Origin of the sequence: Micromonospora sp. NPDC048947 (genome assembly GCF_040649495.1) — a bacterium.
GTDB lineage: Bacteria > Actinomycetota > Actinomycetes > Mycobacteriales > Micromonosporaceae > Micromonospora > Micromonospora alfalfae.
The window spans coordinates 202,243-225,628 of sequence record NZ_JBEZFO010000011.1 but is presented as its reverse complement, the minus strand read 5'-3'; the positions used below and the strand labels follow the sequence as shown (position 1 = coordinate 225,628).

Genomic DNA, 23,386 nt, shown 5'->3' with positions numbered 1-23,386 from the left:
CATCCGGGGGGCTCCCCCCCCCCCAAACCCCCCAACCCCCCCCCCCGGGGGGGGGGCGCCCCCGGGGGCCCCCCCCCCCCGCACGTCGCTGGTCCCGGGTGAAAGAATCACGCTTAACTATGCATTAATATTATCTAAGTACCTTTTGACGAATGTCGGCTTTAGCGTCATTTCGGCACGACGTCCCGTCGTCGATCGTTGTCTTCCTGATCGCCATTCCGTTGTCGCTCGGCATCGCTGCCGCCTCCGGGGCACCGCTGCTGGCCGGGCTGATCGCCGCAGTCGTGGGTGGAATAGTCGCCGGTACGCTCAGCGGCGCACCGCTCCAGGTCAGCGGGCCAGCGGCCGGGCTCACGGTGATCGTCGCGGGGACCATCGCCGAGTTCGGCTTCGCCGGCACCGCCGCGATCGTGACCGTCGCCGGGCTGCTGCAGATCCTGCTCGGCATCACCCGCCTCGGGCGGGCCGCGCTCGCCCTGTCGCCAACAGTCGTACACGGGATGCTGGCCGGCATCGGCCTGGTCATCGCGCTGAGCCAGGTCCACGTCGCGCTCGGCGGCGCGCCCCAGAGCTCCGCGTGGGCGAATCTCCGTGACCTACCCGGCCAGATCGCCGACTACCACAGCGTGTCCGTGCTGCTCGGTGCGCTGACCATGACGCTGTTGCTGGTCTGGTCACGTCTGGTCAAGACCACGATGCTGCCCGCGACCCTGGTGGCGGTGGTGGTCACCACCGTGGTCGCGACGGCCCTCAATGCCGACGTGGATCGGGTGGATCTGCCGGCCGATCCCCTGGGCGCGATCACCTTCGCCCGCTGGCCCGACTCACCGCCGTGGGAGGTTCTTCCGGCCGTCCTCACCATCGCCCTGGTGGCGAGCGTGGAATCTCTTCTCTCGGCGGTGGCCGTCGGCCGGATGCACCACGGCCCACGGGCGAACCTCGATCGTGAACTCATCGCCCAGGGCGCCGCGAACGCCGTGTCCGGCACGCTCGGCGGTCTCCCGGTCACCGGCGTCATCGTGCGCAGCTCGGCCAACGTCGCGGCCGGCGCACGCACCCGCGCCTCGGCCATCCTGCACGGGGTCTGGATCGCCGGGTTCGTGATGGCCGGCGCCGTACTGCTGGAGATGATCCCGATGGCCGCGCTCGCCGCGGTCCTCGTGGTGGTCGGCGTACGGCTGGTGAGCCTCGCGCAGATCCGCACCTACGCCCGGCACCGGGAGCTGCCCATCTACGTGGTCACCGCGGTCGGCGTGGCCGCCACGGACCTGCTCATCGGGGTCGGGCTGGGCATGGCGACGGCGGTGCTGTTCATGTTGTGGCGGTTGGCCCGGTGCGAGATCCACGTCACCGAGCCGAATCCCGGTAGCTGGCTCGTGTCGATCATCGGCACACTCGCCTTCGTCGCCTCCGGACGGCTCACCCGCCGACTCGCCGCCCTGCCCCCGCGGCAGCACGTCGAACTCGAGCTGCACCTGGACTATCTCGACCACGGCGCGTACGAGACCATCCGCGACTGGCAGGCGTCCTACACACGGGCCGGTGGCACCGTCCACGTCGACGAGGTACACGGCTCCTGGCTTCATCGTGCAGGCACCGACGGGCTCGGCACCGGCAAACGCACCTCCCCGTGCCTGACACGGGATCGTCGGTCTGCGGATGCGCAGGGGCCGACCCGTCACGAGTTGCCGCCACCCCGGTCCACTCCGATCCCGTGAGGTCGGGGCATCTCGCGCCGGGGACACCCCGACTTCCGGGAAGTCGAGTCGATCAAGACGGGGCGGGGCGCGTCACCCCGGGGCGGGGCGGGTCACGCCGGGTCAAACCCGGGTGAGGCGTACGGCGTCGGCGATGACCAGGCCGGTGGTGTTGCTCCACCGGCTCACGCCGACCCGGTTGGCGTCGCCCGCCGGCAGCGTGAACGTGCCGAGGACCCGCCACTGCCCGCCGGTGGCCCGTTGGTCGACCCGGACGGTCTGGTTGCCGGCGCCGGTGGCGACGATGTACGGGGCAGCGCTGTTGTAACCCGCGTTCGCGGGCCACCATGCCTCGACCCGGTAGTTGGCGGTGGCCGGGACGTTGAACCGGTACCACGCGACGTCACTGGCGGCGACCGGGTCCGCGTAGCGGTAGTCGGCGCCGTAGCGCTGACTGGAGTACGACGACACGCCCCAGTTGGCGCTGGCGGTGAACCGACCGCTGGTGGTGTTGTCGACTGTGGAGGACCACGCCGTGCCACCGCCGGCCATTCTCGCCGCCACGTCGGCGCGCATGACGTTCAGGTCGATGAAGGATGGGTCGATCTTGCCGGTGGTGCTGGTCTCCCGGTGGCCTCGGGCGTAGCTGCTGTCCCGTCCGAGCCGGGTGAGCACGGCGGCGGTGGCGGCGAGCGACGCGTTGTACTGCGCGGCGGTCATTTCCTGGTTGACGCCGTTGTAGTCGATCTCCCACCCGATCATCAGGGTGTTGCCGTCCCCGGCCGGGATCGGTCCGCTGCCGCCGCTGACTCCGGCGTGGTTGCACCGGCCGGCGGAGATGACGTGGAAGACACCGTTGTAGTCGACGAGCGCCTGGCACAGCGGGCCCGGCAGGTCGGACCGGCCGTTGATGCAGATGCCGAGCGCCGGGTGCGGGTTGCTGGCGCTGGAGGTCGAGGCGGTGTGGTGCCAGAGCACTCCGATGGGGTCGAACGAGCCGGGCCGCATCCGGTTGAGCCAGTCGCCCTCGACCACCACCTGGACCCCGGCTGCGCGCAGCACGTCCACCAGCCAGGGAATCGTCGCCATCAGGCGTCCTGAAGCAGGTCGGCGAGGCACTCGGCCTTCGGCGCGGCGCTCGCGGCGGCGGGTCGGGTGACGACTGTCAGCGCGGCGACCACCAGGGCGGGGATGCCGAGCACCCCACGGCGGGGCAGACGGATGGACGGGGTTCGGGCCATGGCGATCCTCCAGCGACGGCGGGTACGAACGGATCGACGAACGTGATGACGGGACGCTATACCGTCACGTACGTCGATGTCGATACCCTTCATTGCTGGGCCCCGCGCTGAAGGAATTCGCCGATTCAGACCTCGCCGAGCGCGTCGATGTCGCGCATCTCCTCCGCCGTGAGCGAGAAGTGGAAGACGTCGAAGTTCGCGGTGATCCGCTCCGGGGTCACCGACTTCGGGATCACCACGATCTCGTGGTCGATGTGCCACCGCAGCACCACCTGCGCCGGGGAGACGCCGTGCGCGCCGGCGATCCTGGTCAGCACCGGGTCACTGAGGTCGCTGGTCTTGAACGGGCTGTACCCCTCCAGCACCACGCCCCGGTCCCGGTGCTCGGTGTGTCGCTGCCGGTCGTACAGCGACGGGCTCCACCGGATCTGGTTGACGGCCGGGTTCTCCTCGGTGGACTGGATCAACTCGTCGATCTCCGCGGTGCTGTAGTTGCTCACCCCGACCGCCCGGGCCAGGTTCTCGTCGCGGGCGGCGAGCAGCTCGCGCCAGAGCGGGATGCTGTCCCCCGGCGACGACGGCGGCCAGTGGATCAGCCAGAGGTCGACGTACTCGACGCCGAGCGCCTCCAGGCTGGCCTCCAGCGTCGCGCGCTCCCGGCCCACCCGGTCCGGCGGGAGCTTGGTGGTGATGAAGAGGTCCTCCCGCCGCAGCCCGCTCTCCCGTACCGCCCGGCCGACCTCCCGCTCGTTGCCGTACACGGTGGCGGTGTCGAGGTGCCGGTAGCCGGTGTCGAGCGCGGCCAGCACGGCGTCGTAACCGGCCTGGCCGGTGGCCTGCCAGGTGCCGAAGCCGAGCAGGGGCATCCGCACGTCACCGGGGAGCAGGGCGGTGGGCTGGTCGGTGAGGTCCATGAGGTCCGTTCTACCCCGCCGCGCCCCCGGCCGCCGAGCGAACCGGACACTCCGACGTCCAGCGCACCGGTCCGGTCTGCCGGACAATGCGTGTGTGACCGACCGGCTGGACGAGTACCGGCGACGGCGGGACGCGGCCCGCACACCCGAGCCGGTGCCGTCGGAGAGCCCGTCGCCGGCCAACTCCGACGCGGCCCGCTTCGTCATCCAGCAGCACCACGCCCGCAGCCTGCACTGGGACCTGCGCCTGGAGCACGAGGGGGTGCTCGCGTCCTGGGCGGTGCCCCGCGGCCTGCCCCGCGATCCGGGTCGCAACCACCTCGCCGTGCACACCGAGGACCACCCGATGGAGTATCTCGACTTCGCCGGTGAGATCCCGGCCGGTGAGTACGGCGGCGGCCGGATGCTGATTCACGACCGGGGCACCTACCGCTGCGAGAAGTGGCGCGACGACGAGGTGATCGTGACGCTCTCCGGTGAGCGGACCGCCGGCCGCTACGTCCTCTTCGCCACCGGCGGACGGGACTGGATGGTCCGCCGCACCGACCCCGCGCCGCCGGGCTGGACGCCGATGCCGGAGCTGGTCCGGCCGATGCACACCACGCCCGCGGCCGGGCTCCCCCGCGACCGCGCCGCCTGGGGGTACGAGCTGCGCTGGGACGGTGTCCGGGCGATGGCGTACGTCTCCGGTGGGCGACTGCGGCTGCTCTCCGAGACCGATGAGGAGATCACCGGCGGGTATCCGTGGCTGCGGGCGATGGCCGAGGCGCTCGCGCCCACCGAGGCGGTGCTCGACGGTGTGCTGGTCCGCATCGACGGTGCCGGGCGGGTCCGCCCGGTTCGGCCGGCCAGCGGCAGCCGGGTCCCCGCCGGCGCCCAGTACCTGATCGTCGACCTGCTGTGGTTGGAGGGCGTGAGCAGCGTCGACGTGCCGTACGCGCAACGCCGGGAGCTGCTCGATGGGCTGGTCTTGTCCGGTACGCACTGGCAGACTCCGCCGTGGTTCCCGGGCGCGGGCGACGAGGCCCTGCGTGCCGGGCGGGAACAGGGCCTGCCGGGCGTGGTCGCCAAACGACTGGACTCGGTCTACCAGCCGGGGCGGCGCAGCCGACACTGGCTGAGCATCGACGCGGTGTGACGGCGAGGAGCGACGTGTACCTGACTCACCTGGACTGCCCGCGCTGCGGCAGGGAGTACGCCGCCGACCGGTTACAGAATCTCTGCGAGTGCGGATCGCCGCTGCTGGTCCGCTACGACCTGCCGGCCGTGGCGAAGGTGGTCACCCCGGAACGCTTTCCGCTGCGCCCTGCCGACCTGTGGCGCTACCGGGAGCTTCTGCCGGTCGCCGACCCTCGGCACGTCACCACGCTGGGTGAGGGCTGGACGCCGCTGTTGCGGGCTCCGGCGTACGGCACCGAGATCGGCGTCGCGGACCTGATGGTCAAGGACGAGGGGCTGATCCCGACCGGCTCGTTCAAGGCCCGGGGCGCCGCGGTCGGGGTGAGCCGGGCCCGCGAGCTGGGCGTCGAGCGGATCGCGATGCCGACGAACGGCAACGCCGGGTCGGCCTGGGCCACGTACGCCGCGCGGGCCGGAATGCGCGCGACCATCGTCATGCCGCTGGAGGCGCCGAGCATCTGCCGGCGCGAGTGCGTCGCCGCCGGTGCCGACCTGCGCCTGATCGACGGGCTGATCGGGGACGCCGGTCGGCGGGTGGCCGAGCTGATCGCGGAGTCGAACGGGGCGATCTTCGACGCCGGCACGCTGCGCGAGCCCTACCGGTTGGAGGGCAAGAAGACGATGGGGTACGAGATCGTCGAGCAGCTCGGCTGGCAGACGCCGGACGTGATCATCTATCCGACCGGCGGCGGGGTCGGCCTGATCGGCATCCACAAGGCGCTGCACGAGCTGCGTGAGCTGGGCTGGATCGGCGACAAGCTGCCCCGGCTGGTGGCGGTGCAGTCCACCGGTTGCGCGCCGATCGTGCGGGCCTTCGCCGCCGGCGAGGATCGGGCGCAGCCGTGGGCGGGCGCGCACACTGTGGCGTTCGGCATCACGGTGCCGGCCCCGCTGGGCGACGAGTTGATCCTCGCGGCGCTGCGGGAGTCCTCCGGCACCGCGGTCGCCGTCGACGACGCGGACATCCTTGCCGATCTGCGGGACTTCGCCGCCCGGGAGGGGCTGCTGCTGTGCCCGGAGGGAGCGGCCTGCCTCACGGCGGCCCGGCAACTGCGCGCGGGCGGGTGGATCCGGGCCGGCGAACGGGTGGTGGTGCTCAACACCGGCGCCGGGCTGAAGTATCCGGACACCGTCGACGTCTCCGGCGTACCCCTGATGGGGTGAGCTGACGGCGCCCCGCGGACCGTGCGGTCCGCGGGGCGCCGTCGTGCCGGTCTACTGGTAGGTGATGTCGGAGGGCGAGTAGAGGCAGTTGACGCCGTCGGCGCCCTCGCCGATCTCGGTCGGCTCGCTGCCCTTCGGCACGCCCTTGTACTTCACGCAGATCGAGGTCTCGCGGTCCGGGTCGCCGACGATGGTGATCCGGCTGAACCGGGCGGTGTCGCCCCAGTTGGTGTTGATGCCGGCGATCGCGTCGGTGTTCCGGACGATGACGTTGTCGATCACCACGTGCCGCTGGTACGACGTGGAGCAGTTGCCGCAGGCGCGGTAGAGCTTGCCGGCGTTCTCCACCCGGAAGTTCTTGATGTAGACGGTGCCCGAGCCGTTGTGCTGGAAGACCTTGTCGCTGGCGGAGCGGGCCCCACCGCCGTCGACGGTGTACGTGGTGCCGCCGCGGAAGGTCGCCGCGTCCTCGCCGACGTCCTCCCACCAGACGTTGATCAGGGTGCAGTTGCCCTCGCAGTGCACGCCGTCGCCGGCCGGGGCGCCGATGATCACGTTGCGCAGGGTGGCGCCGGCGGCCAGCTCGAACATCGGGTCCTGGCTCTCACTCTGCCCGCCGTCACCGATGCCGTAGTAGCGCTTGAGCCCGCCGTCGAACGAGCCGGAGACCGGGATCGTGGCGTCCACCTTCTGGTTGCCGGTGGGCGTCGGCCAGCCAGCCGGCGGCGGTGTGGTGGTCGGCGGCGGCGTGGTGGTGGGTGGCGGAGTGGTCGTCGGTGGCGGAGTGGTCGGGGTGCCTCCGCCGGACGAGTCGACGAGCACGTCGTCGAAGCCGCCGCTGGCGTACGCGGTGACCAGGCCGATCCGGCCCGCACCGGCGAGGCTGTTGCTGCCGGACGCGATCTGGGTGCCGTTGACGAAGCCGCGGATGGTGCTGCCGCTGGTCTCGATGCGCAGGTTGTACCAGGTGCCGGTGCCGATGCCCAGCGCGGCGGAACCGATCGCCGTGACGGAGCTTCCGTTGACCGCCTGCAGCTCGGCCCGGCCGGAGCCGAGCAGGGCCAGCCGGTACATCTTGGTGCTGCTGGTGGAGCGGGCGGCGAGCCCGACCAGGGCACTGGACGAGGCGAAGCTCGTCGGCCTGACCCGGGCCTGCACTGAGTAGTTGGTCCAGCTGGTCTGGCCGGCGAACTGGCGGGCCAGCTCGCTGCCGGCGTTGGACTGGTTGAGCACGCCCGAGCCGTCGACGGCCCAGGTGCCGCCGGACTTGGACCAGCCGGAGGTGTCGCCGTCGGTGAAGTCGTCGCTGAAGACGGTGGCCGCGAAGGCCGAGGTCATGCCGGCGGCGAGGGCCGCCGCTGTCACCCCGGCGCCCACGGCCAGCAGGAGTGGTCGGCGGCCGGTGAAGCGTCTTTTCTGCACAGGTGTCCTCCTTGACGCATGTGGTGGTGATCCCTCGGCGGCCGTGGCGAGACGTGTCGGCACGGCGTGCTGCGCTGAACGGGATCGGTGTGCGCCCCCGCCGGACGCCCGGATCCGAAGCGGGGTGAAGCGGGATCGAAGCCCTGGGGAAAGGGCTTTCCAGCTCCTTCGAGGCTAGGACCGCCCAAGCACCAGCGTCAATGCCTGGCGCTTGCAGGTCTGTTGCAGGATTCCGACCGGGGCGGCACGCCCACCGATCAGTAGCTGTCCGGCCGGGTGATCCGCCAGGCCGCGTTGATCAGCCCGATGTGCGAGAGCGCCTGCGGCATGTTGCCGAGCTGCATCCCGGTGGACAGGTCGATCTGCTCGCTGAACAGGCCCACGTCGTTGGCGTGCCCGACGACCCGCTCGAAGAGCGCCTCGGCGCGCTGCTGTTCGCCGGTCATCACCAGGCACTCCACCAGCCAGAACGAGCACAGCAGGAAGCCGGCCGGGTCGGTCGTCCAGCGCCGCAGCAGCCCATCCTCGGTGCCCAGCTCGCGCTCGACCATCTCGATCGTCGAGCGCATCCGCGGGTCGGTGGCCGGCAGAAAGTGGGTGACCGGCAGGGCGAGCACCGAGGCGTCCAACTCCGCCGATCCGAACGCGCCGGTGAAGGCCCCGATCCGCTCGTTCCACCCCTCGCGCAGCACCGCGTCGCGGATCTCGTCGCGGACCGTGGCCCAGCGATGTGGGTCGGCCCGGTCGCCGAGCCGGTCGGCGAGCCCCACCGCCCGGTCCATGGCGAGCCAGCAGGCCACCTTCGACGAAACGTAGTGGCGCTCCTCGTCCCGGGTCTCCCAGATGCCCCGGTCCGGCAGACGCCACGTCGCGGCCACCTGCTCGGTCAGCCCGAGCACCATCTCCCGCAACTCGTCCTCGAACGTCGCGCCGAGGTAGTCGCGCAGCCGCCACACCGCCGACATCACCTCACCCGGCACGTCGAGCTGCCGCTGCCGCCAGGCGTCGTTGCCGACCCGCACGGGCCGACTGTCGCGGTAGCCGCGCAGGTGGTTGCAGTGGTGCTCGGAGAGGTCGCGCTCGCCCTCCAGCCCGAAGAGCACCGGCACCGGCTCGTCGCCGAACCGGCCGATCGAGCGGGTCGCCCAGGCGAACAGCCGGGACGTCTCGTCGGGGCAGGCCGCCACCCACAACGCCCGCATCGTCAACGAGAAGTCCCGCAGCCAGGAGTAGCGGTAGTCGTAGTTCCGGTCGCCGCCGATCTGCTCCGGCAGTGAGGAGGTCAGCGCCGCGGCGACCGCGCCACTGCGGGCGTACGTGAGGCCGGTCAGCACCGTGGAGCTGTGAGTGACGAGTTCGGGGTAACGGCCGGAGTATCCGTGCGTCTCCCGGAACGCCTGCCACGCCTGCGTCGTCTCGGCGAGGGTGGTCAACGGGTCCACCTTTGCCGGCGGGTCGCCGTACGCCTCCCCGAACGCGAGGTCCATCCCGATCACCTGACCGGCGGAGACCTCGAACTCGTGGGTCACCCGGTCCCTGCCCGCCCGCAGGTGCAGACCTCCGGCGCGCAACATCAGCACCACCGGGCCAGCACCGGCCAGCACCCCACCGTCGGGCTGCTCGTGCAGGTACGGCGTGAGCAGGCCGTACTCCGGGCGGGGCGCGAAGTCCAACGCCATCCGTACCCGCCCGGAGAGCCCTTCGACCACTCGGATCAGCACGGCGGGTGAATTCTTGCCCAGCTCGTGCGCGCGGGCCCCGACCTCGGCGGCCAGCGCGTCGGTGACCGCCACGCTGCCGTGTGGGGTGTGGTGCACCGTCCGCAGCACCAACGAGTCCGGCAGGTACGCGCGCTCCACCCGGTGACCCGGGCCGCCGACCCCTACCGGCGCCAGCCGGAAGTGACCAGCTCCCGGGTCGAGCAACCGCGCGAACACTGACGACCCGTCGAACCGGTGCGGGCACCACCAGTCGATCGAGCCGTCCTTGCCGACCAGGGCGCCCGAACGAGAGTCCGAGAGGAACCCGTAGTCGGAGATCGGCTGCTGCTCCACCCGCCGGGGGTACCCGCATCGGCCCGGATCAGGCCGGAGGCGATCACTCGGTCGGTGGCTCGTCCTCGCCCGCCGCCTCGGCCGCGTCGGCCTCTTCCTTGGTCTTGTGCACTGCCTTGTCGGCGTGCTCCGGCGGCCCGTAGACCGTGTACAGCACCAGCGGGTTGGGACCGGTGTTGACGAAGTTGTGCTTGGTGCCGGCCGGCACCACCACCAGGTCGCCCGCGACGACCTTCCGCTTCGCGCCGGCGACCCGCGCCTCGCCGACACCGCTCACGAAGGTGAGGATCTGGTCGATGTCCTCGTGCACCTCCTCGCCGATCTCCCCATCGGCGGGGATGGTCATGATTACCAACTGGGTGTGCTCACCGGTCCACAGCACCCGCCGGAAATCCGGGCTCTTCTCGGCGACGGTCGCGATAGTGAAATGCTCCATGTCCACGCTCATACCCCGTCCGGCGGCAACCCACGCCGGGACTCACGAATGGTGGAATTCCCCACGCTGGGAGGGTTTGGATCCACACGGACCGGGGATCGAGGAGCGGACCGGCGCGAACGGCCGGTCGAGCCAGGTCCCCGCCGACGTACCGCCGAACGGCTGCGGTGGTGGGAGACGGCCAGAGCGCGGCGACGTTCCGACCACGGAGCGGCGCCGCGCGCTCTTGTCCGCCTGCGGGCCTAGCGGTGCAGCCAGCTGAGCAGGTCGGGCGGGGCCAGCGCCGCGACCCGTTGCCGGTAGCGGGCGAGGCCGGCCTCGTCCAGCAGGTCACGTCCCTGGCCCGAGCCTCCCCGGCGAAAGAACGCCTGCCGGTCACGCAGCACGCCGAGCGTGTCCGGTGCGAGCCGGTCGGCGCGCTCCCGCATCCGACCGAAGGTGGCCGCTTCGACCAACTCCGGCCCCGGGCTCGGAAGTTTCCACGTGTCGGCCAGCCGGCGCATCTCGCCGCCCAGATCGGCCAGCAGGTCGTCGTAATGCACCAGCTCGACGTTCGGCTCGTGTCGGCGGGCCCACGCGTCAGTGAGGTGCATCAGCACCCCGGGCAGCGAATCCAGCTCGGCGCAGGGGTCCACCTCCCGGTTGACCCAGCTCAGCAACCACTCCCGCACCGGTGGCCGCTCTCTGGGTGGCCCGGTCGGGGCGGGTTGGCCGGTCAGCTCGGCGATGCGTGCCCGGTCCAGGTTGGCGCTCTGGTGGTAGAGGGAGACCGCCATGTCCAGCGGGTGCCGGGCCACCACCACGTAGTGCGCCCGAGGGTCCGACGGCACCCCGTCCAGCGGGGTGTGCGTCTTGATGAACCGCCGATGTGGCTGGGCGGCCAGCCGGTCGTACACAGTGGCCTGCGGCTCACCCAACCAGTCGAGCCACGGCGACAGCACTGTCAGCGGCGCCGGCAACTCCGCGCGACGAAGCACCAGCAGCGCACAGATCATCTGCATCCAGGTGGTGCCGCTCTTGGACCGGGTGCTGATAACGATGTCGCCGTCGCGGAACGGGAAACCGGTCCACCGTGCGCTGTCCTCTTCGTCGGACTGGTAACGGTGAATCGACGTGGGCATCGGTGGATGGTAGTCGCCGAACCGACAGTCGAGCAGCCGAATTCCGGCTTACATTCCTGGGGCACGGGCGTATGCCTGGCTAGATTGAATTATGGTGCCCGCCCACGGGGGCCGGGCGGCGGCACCGGTCTACCGCCCCATCCTCGCCAACCGACGGGGCGAGCTTGAAGCCCTGAGCCACCTCGATCCCGCCCATGCCGCACTGGTCGCCCCGGTCCTGGAGATCGGCGCGATCGGTCGGTCCACGATGGACGCCATTCGCCGGCTGCCGTCCGGGCTGCTGCCCGCCATCGACGTCAGCGCACTGACCGACATCCCCGAGGCGGAGCTGACCCGTTGGGGCGTGCCGGTGGTGCCGGTGATCGGGCTCTCCGAGAGCGACCACCGGCTGGTCGCGCACGGCGCGGCGGCGCGGTCGTACGGCCGGCGCGCGCTCATCCGACTGCGGGCCGGCCAGGACCGGGCCGGGCCGGACGCGAGCACCACCGCCGTGGAACGGATCTGGCGGTTCACCAGCCTCGCCCCGGAGGAGTGCGACCTGCTGGTGGACGCGGGGGACGTCTGCTGCCCGGCGGACGTGCGGACCGCAGAGCCCCGGGTACGCCACCTGCTGGACTGGGCACGCCGACACGCCTGGCGGTCGGTGACTGTGGCGGCGGGCGGTATGCCTCCGACGCTGTCCCGGTTGCCCACCGACGAGCCGGTCCAACTGGACCGCTGGGACTGGCAACTGTGGCGGCGACTGGCCGACACCGGGGTCGACTACGGCGACTACGGTGTCCACCCGGCCGGGCCGGCCGCCGGTGACAGTGGCGACCGGTTGCCGACGGTGCGCTACACCGACGACGGCAGCTGGTGGGTCTACCGCTGGGCGCGACGCGGCGGCCGGGGCGACGACAGGTTCGCCGACCTGTGCCGCACGCTGGTGTCGGCACCGCACTGGCCGACCACCGGTGCGGCCTTCTCCTGGGGTGACCATGAGCTGCTGCGCCGGGCCCGCCGTGGCGCCGGGGCCGGCTCGACCGCCAACTGGGCGGCGTGGAGCACCTCGCACCACCTGGCCCACGTGCTCGGCACGCTGTTGCATCCAGCCGGCGACGGCGCACCACGGTGGCACCCTGGGCAGGGGCCGCCACCGCAGCGGGGACGATCGCCACGCTGAAAGCCGGATCTACTGCTTCTCGGTGAAGCCGAACTGGATGATGCCCTCGTCGTCGACGGTGGCGTCCACCGACGCGTCGCCGAGCAGCTCGGCGGCGTCCTCATCCAGGAAGATCCGCGCGCCCTGGTTGTCGACCACCCGATCGCCCTGCACCGGCTCGGGCACCAGCTCGACGGTGAGCGACCCCGCATCGGTGTCGGCGGCGATACGCACACCGCCGTCCTGGGCGACGTCCTGTTGGTTGGCGAGGTCACGGATGACGAGCACGGCGTTATCGGTCATGGTGAGCATTTGTGGAACTCCTCGTGGATTGTCGGCTCGCTGTCGGATACCGCGCGGACCGGACACTCGGCCCCGCCTACGAGCACACGTGGGAGGCGACAGAGGGGCGAACGATCATCGCCGTCGCATCGAATCGGGGCAGCTGACGGCCCCGTCACTCCCACCGTGCCCGCTGGCCGACCATCCGTCAAATAGAGCCAGGTCAGTGGAGAGCGGCGGCCGGCGCCAGCCAGGCGCGAATCTCGTTGACCGCCGCGCGGCCGGCCCGGTTGGCCCCGATCGTGCTGGCCGAGGGGCCGTACCCGACCAGGTGAATCCGAGCGTCGGCGACCACTCGGGTGCCGTCCATCGTGATACCGCCGCCCGGCGCGCGCAGCCCCAGCGGGGCGAGATGGTCGATGGCCGCCCGGAAGCCGGTGCACCAGAGGATCACGTCCGCCGACACGTTCCTCCCGTCCGTCCAGGCCACCCCGTCGGGCGTGATCCGGTCGAACATGGGTAGCCGGTCGAGGACGCCGCGCTCGCGCAGGTGGCGTACCTCCGGGGTGACCGGAAGCCCGGTCACGCCCACCACACTGCCCGGCGGCCGGCCGGAGCGGACCGCCTGCTCCACCCGGGCCACGGCGGCCCGACCCAGTTCCGGGCCGAACTCCTCCTCGTTGAACGTCGGCGGCCGGCGGGTCACCCAGGTGGTCGCCGCCGCGACGGTGGAGACCTCGCCGAGCAGTTGCACGGCCGAGGTGCCGCCGCCGACCACCACCACGCGCAGGCCGGTGAACTCGGCGGGCCCTCGATAGTCGGCGGTGTGCAACTGGCGTCCCCGGAACGTCGACCGGCCCGGGTAGTGCGGCCAGAACGGTCGCGTCCAGGTGCCGGTGGCGTTGATCAGGGCCCGGGCGGTCCAGGTGCCCCGGTCGGTGCGCACGTCGAGTCGTCCGTCCGGGCGGGAGTGCACCCCTCGGACCCGCACCGGCCGCCGCACCGGCAGGTCGAAGGCTCTCTCGTACGCGGCGAAGTAGGCGCTGACCTGCTCGGAAGCCGGGCGTTGTGGCTCGGTGGGCGGGAGCGGCAGCCCGGGCAGGTCATGGAAGCCGTGCACGCGGTCGAAGACCAGCGTCGGCCAGCGGTGCTGCCAGGCGCCGCCGGGCCCGTTGTCGGCGTCGAGGATGACGAAGCCGCTGTCGGGCGCGAAGCCGGTGCGGTGCAGGTGATAGCCGGCGCTCAGGCCGGCCTGCCCGGCACCGATCACCACGACGTCCGCGGAGTGGGTGTCCACGTGGGGCTACAACGCGCCGGATGCCGCCGCTGTGCCCGTCCTCGACCGTCACGCCGATCACAGACTGCTATTCCGGCTTCGACCACCTGACCTGCGCCTACGCTGAGTTGATGAGCGACTTCCGTCGGTATGCGGGCGAGTTCCTCGGCACCCTGTTGCTGGTGTTCTTCGGGGTGGGCAGCGCGGTCGCCGCACGGGTCCAGGGCGGTGTGGTCGTGGTGGCACTGGCCTTCGGGTTCGTGATGGTGGCCCTCGTCTACACGATCGGCCCACTCTCCGGCAGCCACGTCAACCCAGCGGTGACGCTCGGCGTGCTGCTCTCCGGCAAGATCTCGGTGCTCGGGGCGGTGGCGTACTGGATCGCGCAGTTCGTCGGCGCGACGGTCGCGGGCTTCGTGCTCTGGGCGCTCACCCGCTGGGGTGACGTGGCGGACCAGACCGGGGCCCTGGGCACCAACGGTTACGGCGCGCACATCAACCGGGGCGGCGCGGCGGTGCTGGAGGTCGTGCTGACCTTCCTCTTCGTGCTGGTAGTTCTGGTGGTGACGAGTCGGAGCGAGAATCCGGGCACCGCCGGGCTGGCCATCGGGTTGGCCCTGGCCGTGACCCAACTGGTGGGCGTGACGCTGACCGGCGCGGCGGTCAATCCGGCCCGCGCGTTCGGTCCGGCGGTCTTCGAGGGCGGTGTGGCGCTACGGCAGCTCTGGGTGTTCATCGTCTTCCCGCTGCTCGGTGGGGCACTCGCCGCGCTGGTCGCGCCACTGGTGATGGGGGCGCAGCGGCACTACTGGGGTGGGCACGAGAAGACGGTCGGCGGGCCGAAGTAGCCCAGACGGCAATATCTTTCGCCTGAGACCCTTCTCCGGCGAATATCTCCGTGACAGCATCAGCGGATGCATCGTCGTCACTTTCCCCGGGCCCTCGCGCTGCTCGCGCTGGTCGCGACCGCGGCCACCGCCGCCGCGCCCGGCGCCACGGCCGAGTCGCCCACCCCCGCGACGACCCACCTGCGTGCCACCATCGACACGATCCTCGCCGACACCCGGCTGGCCGGCGCGCAGGCGTCGGTGGTCGTGGTCGACACCAGCACGGGACAGACGCTCTACGACCGCAACGGGGACCGCCGGCTGGTTCCCGCGTCCAACACCAAGCTGCTGACCTCGACGGCCGCCCTTGAGCTGCTCGGCCCGGGCCACCGCTTCAGCACCGACGTCCGAGCCAGCGGCAAGCGCCGTGCGGGCCTGCTCTCCGGCAACCTCTACCTGCACGGCGGAGGCGATCCGACAATGCTCGCCGCCGACTACGACGCGCTCGCCGCGCAGGTCGCCGCCGACGGCGTGCGGGTGGTCACCGGAAACCTGGTCGCCGACGACACCCGCTACGACCGCACCCGACTCGGCCCCGACTGGACCTGGGACGACGAGCCCTACTACTACGCCGCCCAGGTCTCCGCGCTGACAGTTGCCCCGGACACCGACTACGACGCGGGCACCGTGATCGTGCACGCCGCACCGGCCGACCGGGCCGGCGCCCCGCCGGTGGTCACCACCACCCCCGCCACCGGGTACGTCCGCGTCGACAACCGCGCCCAGACGGTCAGCGACGGCGAGACCTCGATCTCGATCGAGCGCGAGCACGGCGGCAACACCGTCGTGGTGACCGGTCAGATCGCCGTCGGCGACGAGCCCGCCAGCGACTGGGTCACCGTCTGGGAACCCACCGGCTACGCGGCGGACGTGTTCCGGGCGGCGCTGCACCGACACGGCGTCCGGGTGCTCGGCCGGACGGTGCTCGGCCAGCCCACCCCGGAGACGGCCCAGCCGGTGGCGCGTCACGACTCGATGAGTCTGGGCGAGTTGATGACGCCATTCTTGAAGCTGTCCAACAACGGGCACGCCGAGGTGTTGACGAAGGAGATTGGCCGGGTGCTCTCCGGTTCGGGCACCTGGACGGCCGGTCTCACAGCGATCAGCGAGTATGTCGCCGACACCGGAATGGACACCGGGAGACTGCGCCAGCGTGACGGCTCAGGGTTGTCCCGGCGCAACCTGATCCCGGCGGCGGAATTCGTCGACCTGTTGAGCGCCGTCCGCGCCGAACCGTGGTTCGCGACCTGGTACGCGGCACTGCCGATCGCCGGTCAACCCGAGCGGTTCGTCGGCGGCACCCTGCGCAGCCGGATGGCCGGCACGCCGGCCGCGGGCAACGTGCACGCCAAGACCGGCAGCCTGACCGGTGTCTCCGGGCTCTCCGGCTACGTCACCAGCGCCGATGGTCGACTGTTGGCGTTCTCCATCCTGCTGAACAACTACCTCACGGCGTCGGTGAAGTCGCTCGAGGACCAGATCGCCGTGGCGCTGGCCGGTTTCCGTGAGGGTGGTGCGTCGACGGCACGGGTGGCCCGGCCGACGGTGCCGGAGACGCCGCGCACCCCGGAGGGCATCGAGTGCTCCTGGGTGAAACCGATCACCTGCTGAGCGACGGCCGGGAGGCGCGAACGCGCCTCCCGGCCGTCCGAGCGCTCAGGCCGGACGGTCCGGTGGGGGGACCACCGCCGTCGGGTCACCGCGTTCGATGAGCGCGTCGATCTCAGCGGCCCGCAGCCCGCGCAGCGCCAGCACCCGGGTGCCCCAGCGGTGCAGGCGGCACGGGTGCGGGCTGGCATCGTTACGGCAGACCACACCCCCGGACCAGCGACGGGGGGCGTGCACCACCACCGCCCGTACGGCGAACTGGGTGTCCTCGCCCGTCACGTACGGCGGCAGGGGGATGTCGCGAAGAACCTCCCCGGACGCTTCACCGGTGCCGGACGAAGCGGCACGACGGACGCGGTGGGCGGTGCTGCTACTCATCTCCGCTGCCTCCACACTGGATGCTCGGATGGGGACAGCAGAAAAGTACGACCCATTCGACAGTCCGCGACGGACAAATTGTCCTGCCGTCCGACGCGCAGCGATCAGTCAGTCAGTCAACGCACCGTCACGGCCTGGAGGCCGACGTTGCCGCAGTGCGACGTGAAGACCTTCTCGACGGTCCAGTTCAGCAGCAGCCGGGCACCCTTCGGCGCTGTGAAGCGGATGGTGAACTGGGCGCTCTGACTGGTGTACGGGTCTTCCAGTCGCGCGGTGCTGGCAGGCCCGCCGGTGGACAGCCGCGCGTCCAGTCGCCCCCGCGCCATCCAGATGCCACCGTAGAGCTGGACCGTGCGCGGCTCACCACTGCCAGCGACGGCAAGGCTGAACCCGTTCCCGGCACCGCAGGCGTAGACGCCGTTGGAGCTGCCGTTCGTCGACCGTTCCGGCGTGCCGTCGGCCCAGCGCACGTACTCCTGGTTGCCGTCCCAACCGACCCGCCGGCCTGGGCCGCCCCCGTCGATGATCTCACCGGAGCCCGACCGCTTGCGGTTCGTCGACCTGCCGCCACGCTCTCCCCAGTGCACCCAGTCCCGGGCGCCCACGGCAGTGAGGTCGACGATGGCGGGCATCTCGCCCCGGCTCACCGTCAGCGCCGGCGAACCGGGCTTCGGCGGTGGCGGGGCGGGCGCGCTGGCCGACGGCGTCGGGTCCGGCGAGGGTGGGCGCTGGCGCGGACGCAGGCCGGGCGTCGCCGGCCCCGCCTCGCCGGTGCGCACGTCGGCGGCCGGGAAACCGGGGGAACGGGCGGGCACTCCGCCCGGACCGGCCTGCTCGTCGTCGGGCGCCGGACCGGACCGGGTGGCGAGGTACGAGATCAACACCACCAGGCAGGCGAGTACGGCGGCTCCCTCCACCGCCCAGCGCCGCCGCTGTCGGGCACGGCCCAGCACACTGCGGATCTTCCCAGCGGTAATGGCACGCGGACGGTGCCTCGGCGGCGCGTTGCCAGCCCTCGAACCAGCCCGCGTGCGGTCTTCGTCCGCCACCGACCCCTCCAACTCCGCCGCCCGGCCGTTTTGGACCGCCGAGGACCACACCATTCACTGTGGGCAGTTTCACGTTTACCCGGGCGTGGACGACACGCTAGATCCGGACTGCCGGATGTGTCCAGCCCACAATGGGACGCTGTCGGACATCCCGGCTGCCCGGACGGGCACTTGGGCAGACCAGGAGCCCCTTTCGGGTCAGCCGATCCGGAAGCCGAGCAGTTGTGCGACGACCACTGCCTGCTCGACGTCGATCACGGCACCGGCCCGTTCGACGACCGTCGGGTCCAGCGCTGTGAGGTCGCTGCCCCGCAGGTCGGCGCCGCCGAGCCGGACATTGGTCAGCTGCGCCCCGGAAAGATCGACACCGGTGACCGTAGCACCGGTGAGATTGGCCCTGGTGAGGTCCACCTCGCGCATGCGCACCCCGGTCAGCCGGACGCCACGCAGGTCGGCGCCGGGCAACGCGACGAAGGACCAGTCACCGCCGTCCACCGTCAACGGACGCAGATCGCACTCGCTGAAGGTGCTGCCGACCAGCTTGCAGCCGGTGAACTCGGCCTCGAAGAAGTTGCACCGCCGAAACACGCAACGGGTGAAGGCGGAGTCGACATGGCGGGAGGCGTTGAACGCCACGTTGCCGAACGTGCACCCGGTGAAGACCGAGCCCCTGCTCACCGCCTCGGTCAGATCCACACCGAAGAACTCACAACCCACGAAGTGCCGGTCGGTCAACTCCTCGCCGTACCAGTCCTCGTTGCGGAAGGTCACGTCCTCGGTCAACTCCGGCATCCGGCCAGGCTAGTGGGCGCCGCCGACAGCCGACAGCCGGCAGGCCGACCCCCTTCCGGCGTCGGTGTACCGGCGAGTACGTTCGGCGGCGTGAGTGTGGCTCGGAGCAAGGACCCGGATCAGATCGGTTTCGACAGGGCGCGGCTGTCGCGGATCGACGAGCACTTCGGCCGGTACGTCGACGACGGCCGGCTGGCCGGCTGGCAGGTGGTGGTCACCCGTCGCGGCGAGGTGGCGCACTCCTCGACGTACGGGCTGCGCGACCGTGAGTCGGGCGCACCGGTCGAGGCCGACACCCTGTGGCGGATCTACTCGATGACAAAGCCGGTCACCTCGGTCGCGGCGATGATGCTGTGGGAGGAGGGCCGGTTCGAGCTGACCGACGAGATCAGCCGCTGGCTGCCCGAGTTCGCCGACCTGCGGGTCTATTCCAAGGGGTCGGCGCTCAAGCCGTACACGGTCCCGGCGGTCGAACCGATCCGGGTCTGGCACCTGCTCACCCACACAGCCGGCCTGACGTACGGCTTCATGCAGACCTCGGTGGTCGACGGGCTCTACCGGGCCGCCGGTTACGACCTGTACCCGCCGGCGGACGTCGACCTGGCCGGCGCCTGCGCGGCGTTCGGCGAGCTGCCGTTGCTGTTTCAGCCCGGCTCGGCGTGGGGCTACTCCGTCGCCACCGACGTGCTGGGCCGACTCGTCGAGGTGGTCTCCGGGCAGAGCCTCGACGCGTTCTTCGCCGACCGGATCTTCGGCCCGCTGGGCATGACCGACACCCGCTGGTGGGTGGAGGGCGACGAGGCCGACCGGCTGGCCGCGCTCTACGTACCGGATCCGCGCAGCGGCAGGGCCGTCCGCTACGACAGCCTGGGGTCGCTCGCGTTCAGCAAGCCGGCGCTGCTCTCCGGCGGTGGTGGCCTGATCTCCAGCGCCGCCGACTACCACCGGTTCACGCAGTTGCTGCTGCGCGGCGGGGAGCTGGACGGCGTCCGGCTCCTGGGGCCGCGCACGGTGCGATTCATGACCCGCAACCACCTGCCCGGCGGCCAGGACCTGGGCACCCTGTCCACCGGTGGTTTCGCCGAGACCACACTGGACGGGATCGGCTTCGGCCTCGGCTTCGCGGTGGTCGACGACCCGATCCCCAGCCGGGTGCCCAGCAGCGTCGGCGAGTACTACTGGGGTGGGGTGGCCAGCACGGCGTTCTGGGTCGACCCGGCCGAGGAGATCACCGCGCTGCTGTTCACCCAGCTGATGCCGTCCAGCACCTACCCACTGCGCTCCCAGCTGCGCCAACTGGTCTACGCCGCGCTGACCGACTGAGCGGTGTGGGGCCCGTCGCCCGCGGCCGACGGACCCCACAGCTCGGGTCAGCGGAGTTGCTGCGCCTCGATCGCCCGGATCTTCGCCGGCTTGGTGGCGGAGAGGTTCGAGATCAGGTACGCGCGCACACTGCCGTCCGGGAACACCGCCCACAGGTCGGCCACGCCGTCGGCGTTCAGGTCGGCGGTGGTGAGGCCGCTGATCGCGACACCGGCGTTCCAGCCCGAGGCGAGCCGGTACTGCGTGTAGGAGAGCGTGCCGGTCCCGTCGCCGTTGTCGGTCATGGTGACGCCCTGCCAGAGGTAGAGGTCACCGGTGGTGGCGTTGCGCAGCACCAGCGCCGCCCCCGAGGCCAGCTCGGTGCTGGCCAGGGTCCAGTTCTGCCAGTCGGTGCCGCCGGTCGGGGTGGCGTTGCTCAGCGGCAGACGAGGGAAGTAGAGGCTGGGCGCCCCGATGTTCGGGTAGTAGGTAAGGCGGTAGCCGTTGGTCGAGTCGCCGACGATGCCCAGCAGATCCGCGATGCCGCTGTCGACGCCGTCGGCCGTGTACCCGTTGACGAGTTGGACCGGAGAGTTGTCGTACTCGTCGACGAAGTATTCGCGGATGAGAGTGACCTGTCCGCTGCCGCGGTACGGGTTCACCATCGTCCCGTCGCCGACGCCCGCGATGAAGCTGCCGCCTCCGGCGTTGACGCCACCCGGGTAGTAGGCCAGGAAGTCCTGGTTCGCGGTGCCGAAGAAGCGGCCGGTGATCACCTGGGCGCCGTCGAAATCCGCGGCCGGGTCGTCGTTGCCGGAGACCCCGTTGCCATACACGCCGATGTTCACCGCCGGGACCTTCACGCGGCCGGTGCCGACTCCGGTGGTCGCGTTGACCCGACCCCGCGCCGCCCACACGCCGGAGTCGAGCCCGGCGGTGCCGCCGACGACCACCAGGTCCGGTACGCCGTCGCCGTTGAGGTCCTTGTCGACCGGGCCGGCCGCAGCCGGGCTCGGGGTGTTGGCCGGTGCGGCCTGGGCCGGCAGGGCCGGGGCGACAAGGGCGAACGCGAGGGTGGCGGGCACCGCCCAGGCGAGCAGCCGGCGAGGAGCAGAAAGGTTGTTCATGGGTCCCCGTTCGGGTCAGTGGATCTTGCCTGGCTCACCGTAGTCGATGCGTACCAGCGGGTGGATCCACCGAACGAGGGTCAGTCGGCGAGGCGGGCCGGGAAGCCACCGGTGGCGATCGGACCCCAGGTGTCGATGGTGACCCGGATCAGCGACTTGCCCTGGCGCACCATGGCCGCCCGGTAGTCGTCCCAGTCCGGGTGCTCACCGGAGATGCTGCGGAAGTACTCGACCAGCGGCTCCAGCGCCTCGGGCAGGTCGAGCACCTCGGCGGTGCCGTCGATCTGCACCCAGGGGCCGTTCCAGTCGTCGCTGAGCACGCAGGCCGACACCCGGGGGTCGCGGCGGATGTTGCTCACCTTGGCCCGCTCCGGGTAGGTGGAGACGACCAGCCTCCCCTGCCCGTCGACCCCGGCGGAGACCGGGGAGGACTGCGGTCGCCCGTCGGCCCGGGTGGTCATCAGCACGACGCGGTGTCGCGGCCGGAGGAAGTCGAGCAGGCCGTCCCGGTCGACACTGGTGTTCCTTGCGATGCTGGGTGCCATTCCCCGTTCCTACCAGGGTGCGGGCGCAGCGCCGGCGGCGGGTCAGCGGGGTCGGGCCGCGGCGCGGTGCACCGCCTGGGTGGGCACCCGGGGGCGGCCGGACGGACGCCAGGCCCGACCGTTGGCGTAGATCACCCGAAAGCCGAGGTACGACGCGAGCGGCGCCCAGTGGGCTGAGCCCATCCGCAGCTCGGCGGCGTTGTGTCGCTGGCCGTTGGCGAGCACATCGAGGAGCACGGTTTCGAAGGCCGCCGATTCGACCCAGTCGACTTCCCGGGTGAAACCGCAGATCAGAGCGGCTCCGGTGACCTCCAGGAACTCGCGCAGCACCGCGTCCGAGGCGCGCAGCACCGAGCAGCTGCCGAAATAGAGTCGCCGCCCCTCCGCGCGGCCGGCCATCAGCTCGGCCACCTCGTTCAACTCCACCGACTGCCAGTCGGTGAGGCAGAGCCGGCTCGGCTCACCGTGCATGGCGAAGAAGCCGACCCGGTGGTCGGCGTACTGCTTGAGTAGCCAACGGTCCAGGAAGTAGAACAACTCGTCGCGGGTGGCCGCGTCCTTGTGGATGAACCGGATCTTGCCCAACCGCTCCAGCAGCTCCAGCGTGGGCAGCACCGAGCCCCGCTCGTTGAGGTCACGGTGCCATTGACCCTCGACACAGAAGACGCCACCGCGTGCCACGCGCACCTCCGCCAGTCCGCCGACCCGGAGGTGACGTTACCGGCCACCATCGCCCCGGGAACATCGCCCTCCGTGTAGCAGATTGCGACGTTCGGTGTTCTTCGCCGTAGGAGGGGCGATCGGTCGGGAATGGCTGTTTCGTAAATCAGCCGAATTCCCAGCCAATACCCAGGGACAGCGGATTGTGAGCACAATTCTCGTTAACCACCGCCAACGGCACCGATCAGTGCGAGGGTGGAAATCACGGGACTTCTCGGTCGATGTCCTGGAGCCACCCCATTCGCTCTCCTATCGGGAGGACTTCTGTGCGCGTAAACACCTTGAAGCGGGTCGCCGTCGCATTCGCCCTGGCACTGCCCGGGGCCGCAATCGCCACGGTGATCGCCGCACCGGCGGCGTACGCGGACGGCTGTTACACCTGGAACCGCACCCTGAGCCAGGGGCGCTCCGGCGACGACGTCCGCCAGTTGCAGATCCGGGTCGCCGGGTGGGCCGGCTACCGGGACATCGTGGAGAACGACGGCCGCTACGGGCCGAAGACCGCCGCCGCGGTCAAGCGGTTCCAGCAGGCGTACGGGCTGCGCGCCGACGGCATCGCCGGCCCGCAGACCTTCGCCAAGCTGTACCAACTCCAGGACAACGACTGCACACCCGCGCACTTCAGCTACAGCGAGCTGGACAACGGGTGCGGCGGAAGCGGGTGGAGCGGTGGCCCGCTGTCGGCGAACCAGACCAAGCAGAACGCGCTGCGCACCATGTGGAAGCTCGAGGCGCTGCGCAAGGGCCTCGGCAACAAGCCGCTCTACGTGTCGAGCGGGTTCCGCAGTCGCGCCTGCAACAACCAGGTCGGCGGCGCGTCCGACAGCCAGCACCTGTACGGCAACGCGGCCGACGTGACCTCACGGACGTCCTCGCTGTGCCAGGTCGCCCGCGGCGCCCGTAACAACGGCTTCAGCGGGATCTACGGGCCGGGCTACCCCGACCACGACGACCACGTGCACGTCGACTCGCGTCGGGAGAACAACAGCGACAACAGCTCGAACACGACGAGCTGGTCCGCCCCGGACTGCGGGGTCGGCAACTGAGCCCA

At 71.1% G+C, this 23,386-nt stretch carries 23 protein-coding genes; 8 read left to right on the top strand and 15 right to left on the bottom strand.

Annotated elements, in window-relative coordinates:
* Positions 1–152 precede the first annotated feature (152 nt).
* Positions 153–1,718 (top strand): SulP family inorganic anion transporter, encoded by a 1,566-nt coding sequence (locus AB0B98_RS18200; RefSeq protein WP_357363921.1) that lies wholly within the window; start codon positions 153–155, stop codon positions 1,716–1,718.
* Positions 1,719–1,820: 102 nt separating this feature from the next.
* Here the strand turns inward: AB0B98_RS18200 and AB0B98_RS18195 are convergent, their stop codons facing one another.
* The 3 genes from AB0B98_RS18195 to AB0B98_RS18185 all read right to left on the bottom strand — a co-directional run bounded on the left by AB0B98_RS18195 (position 1,821) and on the right by AB0B98_RS18185 (position 3,852).
* The gene (locus tag AB0B98_RS18195) at positions 1,821–2,786 is read right to left on the bottom strand and encodes an N-acetylmuramoyl-L-alanine amidase (RefSeq protein ID WP_357363919.1); all 966 of its coding nucleotides are present in this window, start codon (positions 2,784–2,786) and stop codon (positions 1,821–1,823) included.
* Positions 2,786–2,938: a hypothetical protein gene (locus tag AB0B98_RS18190; protein WP_238666485.1), complete on the bottom strand. Its 153-nt coding sequence runs from the start codon at positions 2,936–2,938 to the stop codon at positions 2,786–2,788. Before AB0B98_RS18190 ends, AB0B98_RS18195 begins: the two co-directional genes overlap by 1 nt.
* 125 nt (positions 2,939–3,063) lie before the next feature.
* A complete protein-coding gene (locus AB0B98_RS18185) occupies positions 3,064–3,852 on the bottom strand; it encodes an aldo/keto reductase (RefSeq protein ID WP_357363917.1) in 789 nt (262 codons plus the stop codon).
* A gap of 94 nt (positions 3,853–3,946) precedes the next feature.
* On the opposite strand from AB0B98_RS18185, the gene AB0B98_RS18180 reads away from it, so the two are divergent.
* Both AB0B98_RS18180 and AB0B98_RS18175 read left to right on the top strand, forming a co-directional pair.
* A complete protein-coding gene (locus tag AB0B98_RS18180) occupies positions 3,947–4,990 on the top strand; it encodes a DNA polymerase ligase N-terminal domain-containing protein (protein ID WP_357363915.1) in 1,044 nt (347 codons plus the stop codon).
* Positions 4,991–5,004: 14 nt separating this feature from the next.
* The gene (locus tag AB0B98_RS18175; protein WP_357363913.1) at positions 5,005–6,195 is read left to right on the top strand and encodes a threonine synthase; all 1,191 of its coding nucleotides are present in this window, start codon (positions 5,005–5,007) and stop codon (positions 6,193–6,195) included.
* Between the two features lie 51 nt (positions 6,196–6,246).
* Here AB0B98_RS18175 and AB0B98_RS18170 read toward each other — a convergent pair whose 3' ends face one another.
* The 4 genes from AB0B98_RS18170 to AB0B98_RS18155 form a co-directional block, all read right to left on the bottom strand.
* Positions 6,247–7,617, bottom strand: a complete 1,371-nt coding sequence (locus AB0B98_RS18170) for a pectate lyase (RefSeq protein ID WP_357363911.1) — start codon at positions 7,615–7,617, stop codon at positions 6,247–6,249.
* 257 nt (positions 7,618–7,874) lie between these two features.
* Positions 7,875–9,671: a glycoside hydrolase family 15 protein gene (locus tag AB0B98_RS18165; RefSeq protein WP_357363909.1), complete on the bottom strand. Its 1,797-nt coding sequence runs from the start codon at positions 9,669–9,671 to the stop codon at positions 7,875–7,877.
* Positions 9,672–9,714: 43 nt separating this feature from the next.
* On the bottom strand, positions 9,715–10,107 hold the full coding sequence (locus AB0B98_RS18160) for a cupin domain-containing protein (protein ID WP_091397116.1): 393 nt from the start codon (positions 10,105–10,107) through the stop codon (positions 9,715–9,717).
* Between the two features lie 242 nt (positions 10,108–10,349).
* Positions 10,350–11,228 (bottom strand): sulfotransferase domain-containing protein, encoded by an 879-nt coding sequence (locus tag AB0B98_RS18155; protein ID WP_357363908.1) that lies wholly within the window; start codon positions 11,226–11,228, stop codon positions 10,350–10,352.
* A 91-nt stretch (positions 11,229–11,319) separates the two neighbouring features.
* Between AB0B98_RS18155 and AB0B98_RS18150 the strand changes: the two genes are divergently transcribed.
* Entirely contained in the window at positions 11,320–12,390 is a 1,071-nt protein-coding gene (locus AB0B98_RS18150) for a beta family protein (RefSeq protein WP_357363906.1), read from the top strand.
* Positions 12,391–12,399: 9 nt separating this feature from the next.
* Here the strand turns inward: AB0B98_RS18150 and AB0B98_RS18145 are convergent, their stop codons facing one another.
* The gene (locus tag AB0B98_RS18145; protein WP_238666493.1) at positions 12,400–12,681 is read right to left on the bottom strand and encodes an adhesin; all 282 of its coding nucleotides are present in this window, start codon (positions 12,679–12,681) and stop codon (positions 12,400–12,402) included.
* A gap of 193 nt (positions 12,682–12,874) precedes the next feature.
* Complete coding sequence (locus AB0B98_RS18140; protein ID WP_357363904.1) at positions 12,875–13,948, bottom strand: NAD(P)-binding domain-containing protein; 1,074 nt, start codon at positions 13,946–13,948, stop codon at positions 12,875–12,877.
* A 110-nt stretch (positions 13,949–14,058) separates the two neighbouring features.
* Between AB0B98_RS18140 and AB0B98_RS18135 the strand changes: the two genes are divergently transcribed.
* Both AB0B98_RS18135 and dacB read left to right on the top strand, forming a co-directional pair.
* On the top strand, positions 14,059–14,775 hold the full coding sequence (locus AB0B98_RS18135) for an aquaporin (RefSeq protein WP_091393624.1): 717 nt from the start codon (positions 14,059–14,061) through the stop codon (positions 14,773–14,775).
* Between the two features lie 66 nt (positions 14,776–14,841).
* Positions 14,842–16,425, top strand: coding sequence for a D-alanyl-D-alanine carboxypeptidase/D-alanyl-D-alanine-endopeptidase (gene dacB / locus AB0B98_RS18130; protein ID WP_357363902.1), 1,584 nt, complete (start codon positions 14,842–14,844; stop codon positions 16,423–16,425).
* A gap of 45 nt (positions 16,426–16,470) precedes the next feature.
* Here the strand turns inward: dacB and AB0B98_RS18125 are convergent, their stop codons facing one another.
* The 3 genes from AB0B98_RS18125 to AB0B98_RS18115 all read right to left on the bottom strand — a co-directional run bounded on the left by AB0B98_RS18125 (position 16,471) and on the right by AB0B98_RS18115 (position 18,641).
* Complete coding sequence (locus AB0B98_RS18125) at positions 16,471–16,800, bottom strand: hypothetical protein (RefSeq protein WP_357363900.1); 330 nt, start codon at positions 16,798–16,800, stop codon at positions 16,471–16,473.
* A 116-nt stretch (positions 16,801–16,916) separates the two neighbouring features.
* Positions 16,917–17,753, bottom strand: a complete 837-nt coding sequence (locus tag AB0B98_RS18120) for a hypothetical protein (RefSeq protein ID WP_357363898.1) — start codon at positions 17,751–17,753, stop codon at positions 16,917–16,919.
* 294 nt (positions 17,754–18,047) lie between these two features.
* The gene (locus tag AB0B98_RS18115; protein ID WP_238666497.1) at positions 18,048–18,641 is read right to left on the bottom strand and encodes a pentapeptide repeat-containing protein; all 594 of its coding nucleotides are present in this window, start codon (positions 18,639–18,641) and stop codon (positions 18,048–18,050) included.
* Between the two features lie 90 nt (positions 18,642–18,731).
* Here AB0B98_RS18115 and AB0B98_RS18110 point away from each other — a divergent pair, with 90 nt between their 5' ends.
* Entirely contained in the window at positions 18,732–19,964 is a 1,233-nt protein-coding gene (locus AB0B98_RS18110; protein ID WP_238666498.1) for a serine hydrolase domain-containing protein, read from the top strand.
* A gap of 47 nt (positions 19,965–20,011) precedes the next feature.
* On the opposite strand, the gene AB0B98_RS18105 is transcribed toward AB0B98_RS18110, so the two are convergent.
* The 3 genes from AB0B98_RS18105 to AB0B98_RS18095 form a co-directional block, all read right to left on the bottom strand.
* Positions 20,012–21,070: a hypothetical protein gene (locus AB0B98_RS18105; protein WP_357363896.1), complete on the bottom strand. Its 1,059-nt coding sequence runs from the start codon at positions 21,068–21,070 to the stop codon at positions 20,012–20,014.
* A gap of 80 nt (positions 21,071–21,150) precedes the next feature.
* Entirely contained in the window at positions 21,151–21,615 is a 465-nt protein-coding gene (locus AB0B98_RS18100) for a PPOX class F420-dependent oxidoreductase (RefSeq protein WP_357363894.1), read from the bottom strand.
* A 42-nt stretch (positions 21,616–21,657) separates the two neighbouring features.
* Positions 21,658–22,296, bottom strand: coding sequence for a DUF6642 family protein (locus tag AB0B98_RS18095; RefSeq protein ID WP_091393643.1), 639 nt, complete (start codon positions 22,294–22,296; stop codon positions 21,658–21,660).
* 305 nt (positions 22,297–22,601) lie between these two features.
* Between AB0B98_RS18095 and AB0B98_RS18090 the strand changes: the two genes are divergently transcribed.
* A complete protein-coding gene (locus tag AB0B98_RS18090) occupies positions 22,602–23,381 on the top strand; it encodes a D-Ala-D-Ala carboxypeptidase family metallohydrolase (protein ID WP_357363892.1) in 780 nt (259 codons plus the stop codon).
* Positions 23,382–23,386: the final 5 nt, after the last annotated feature.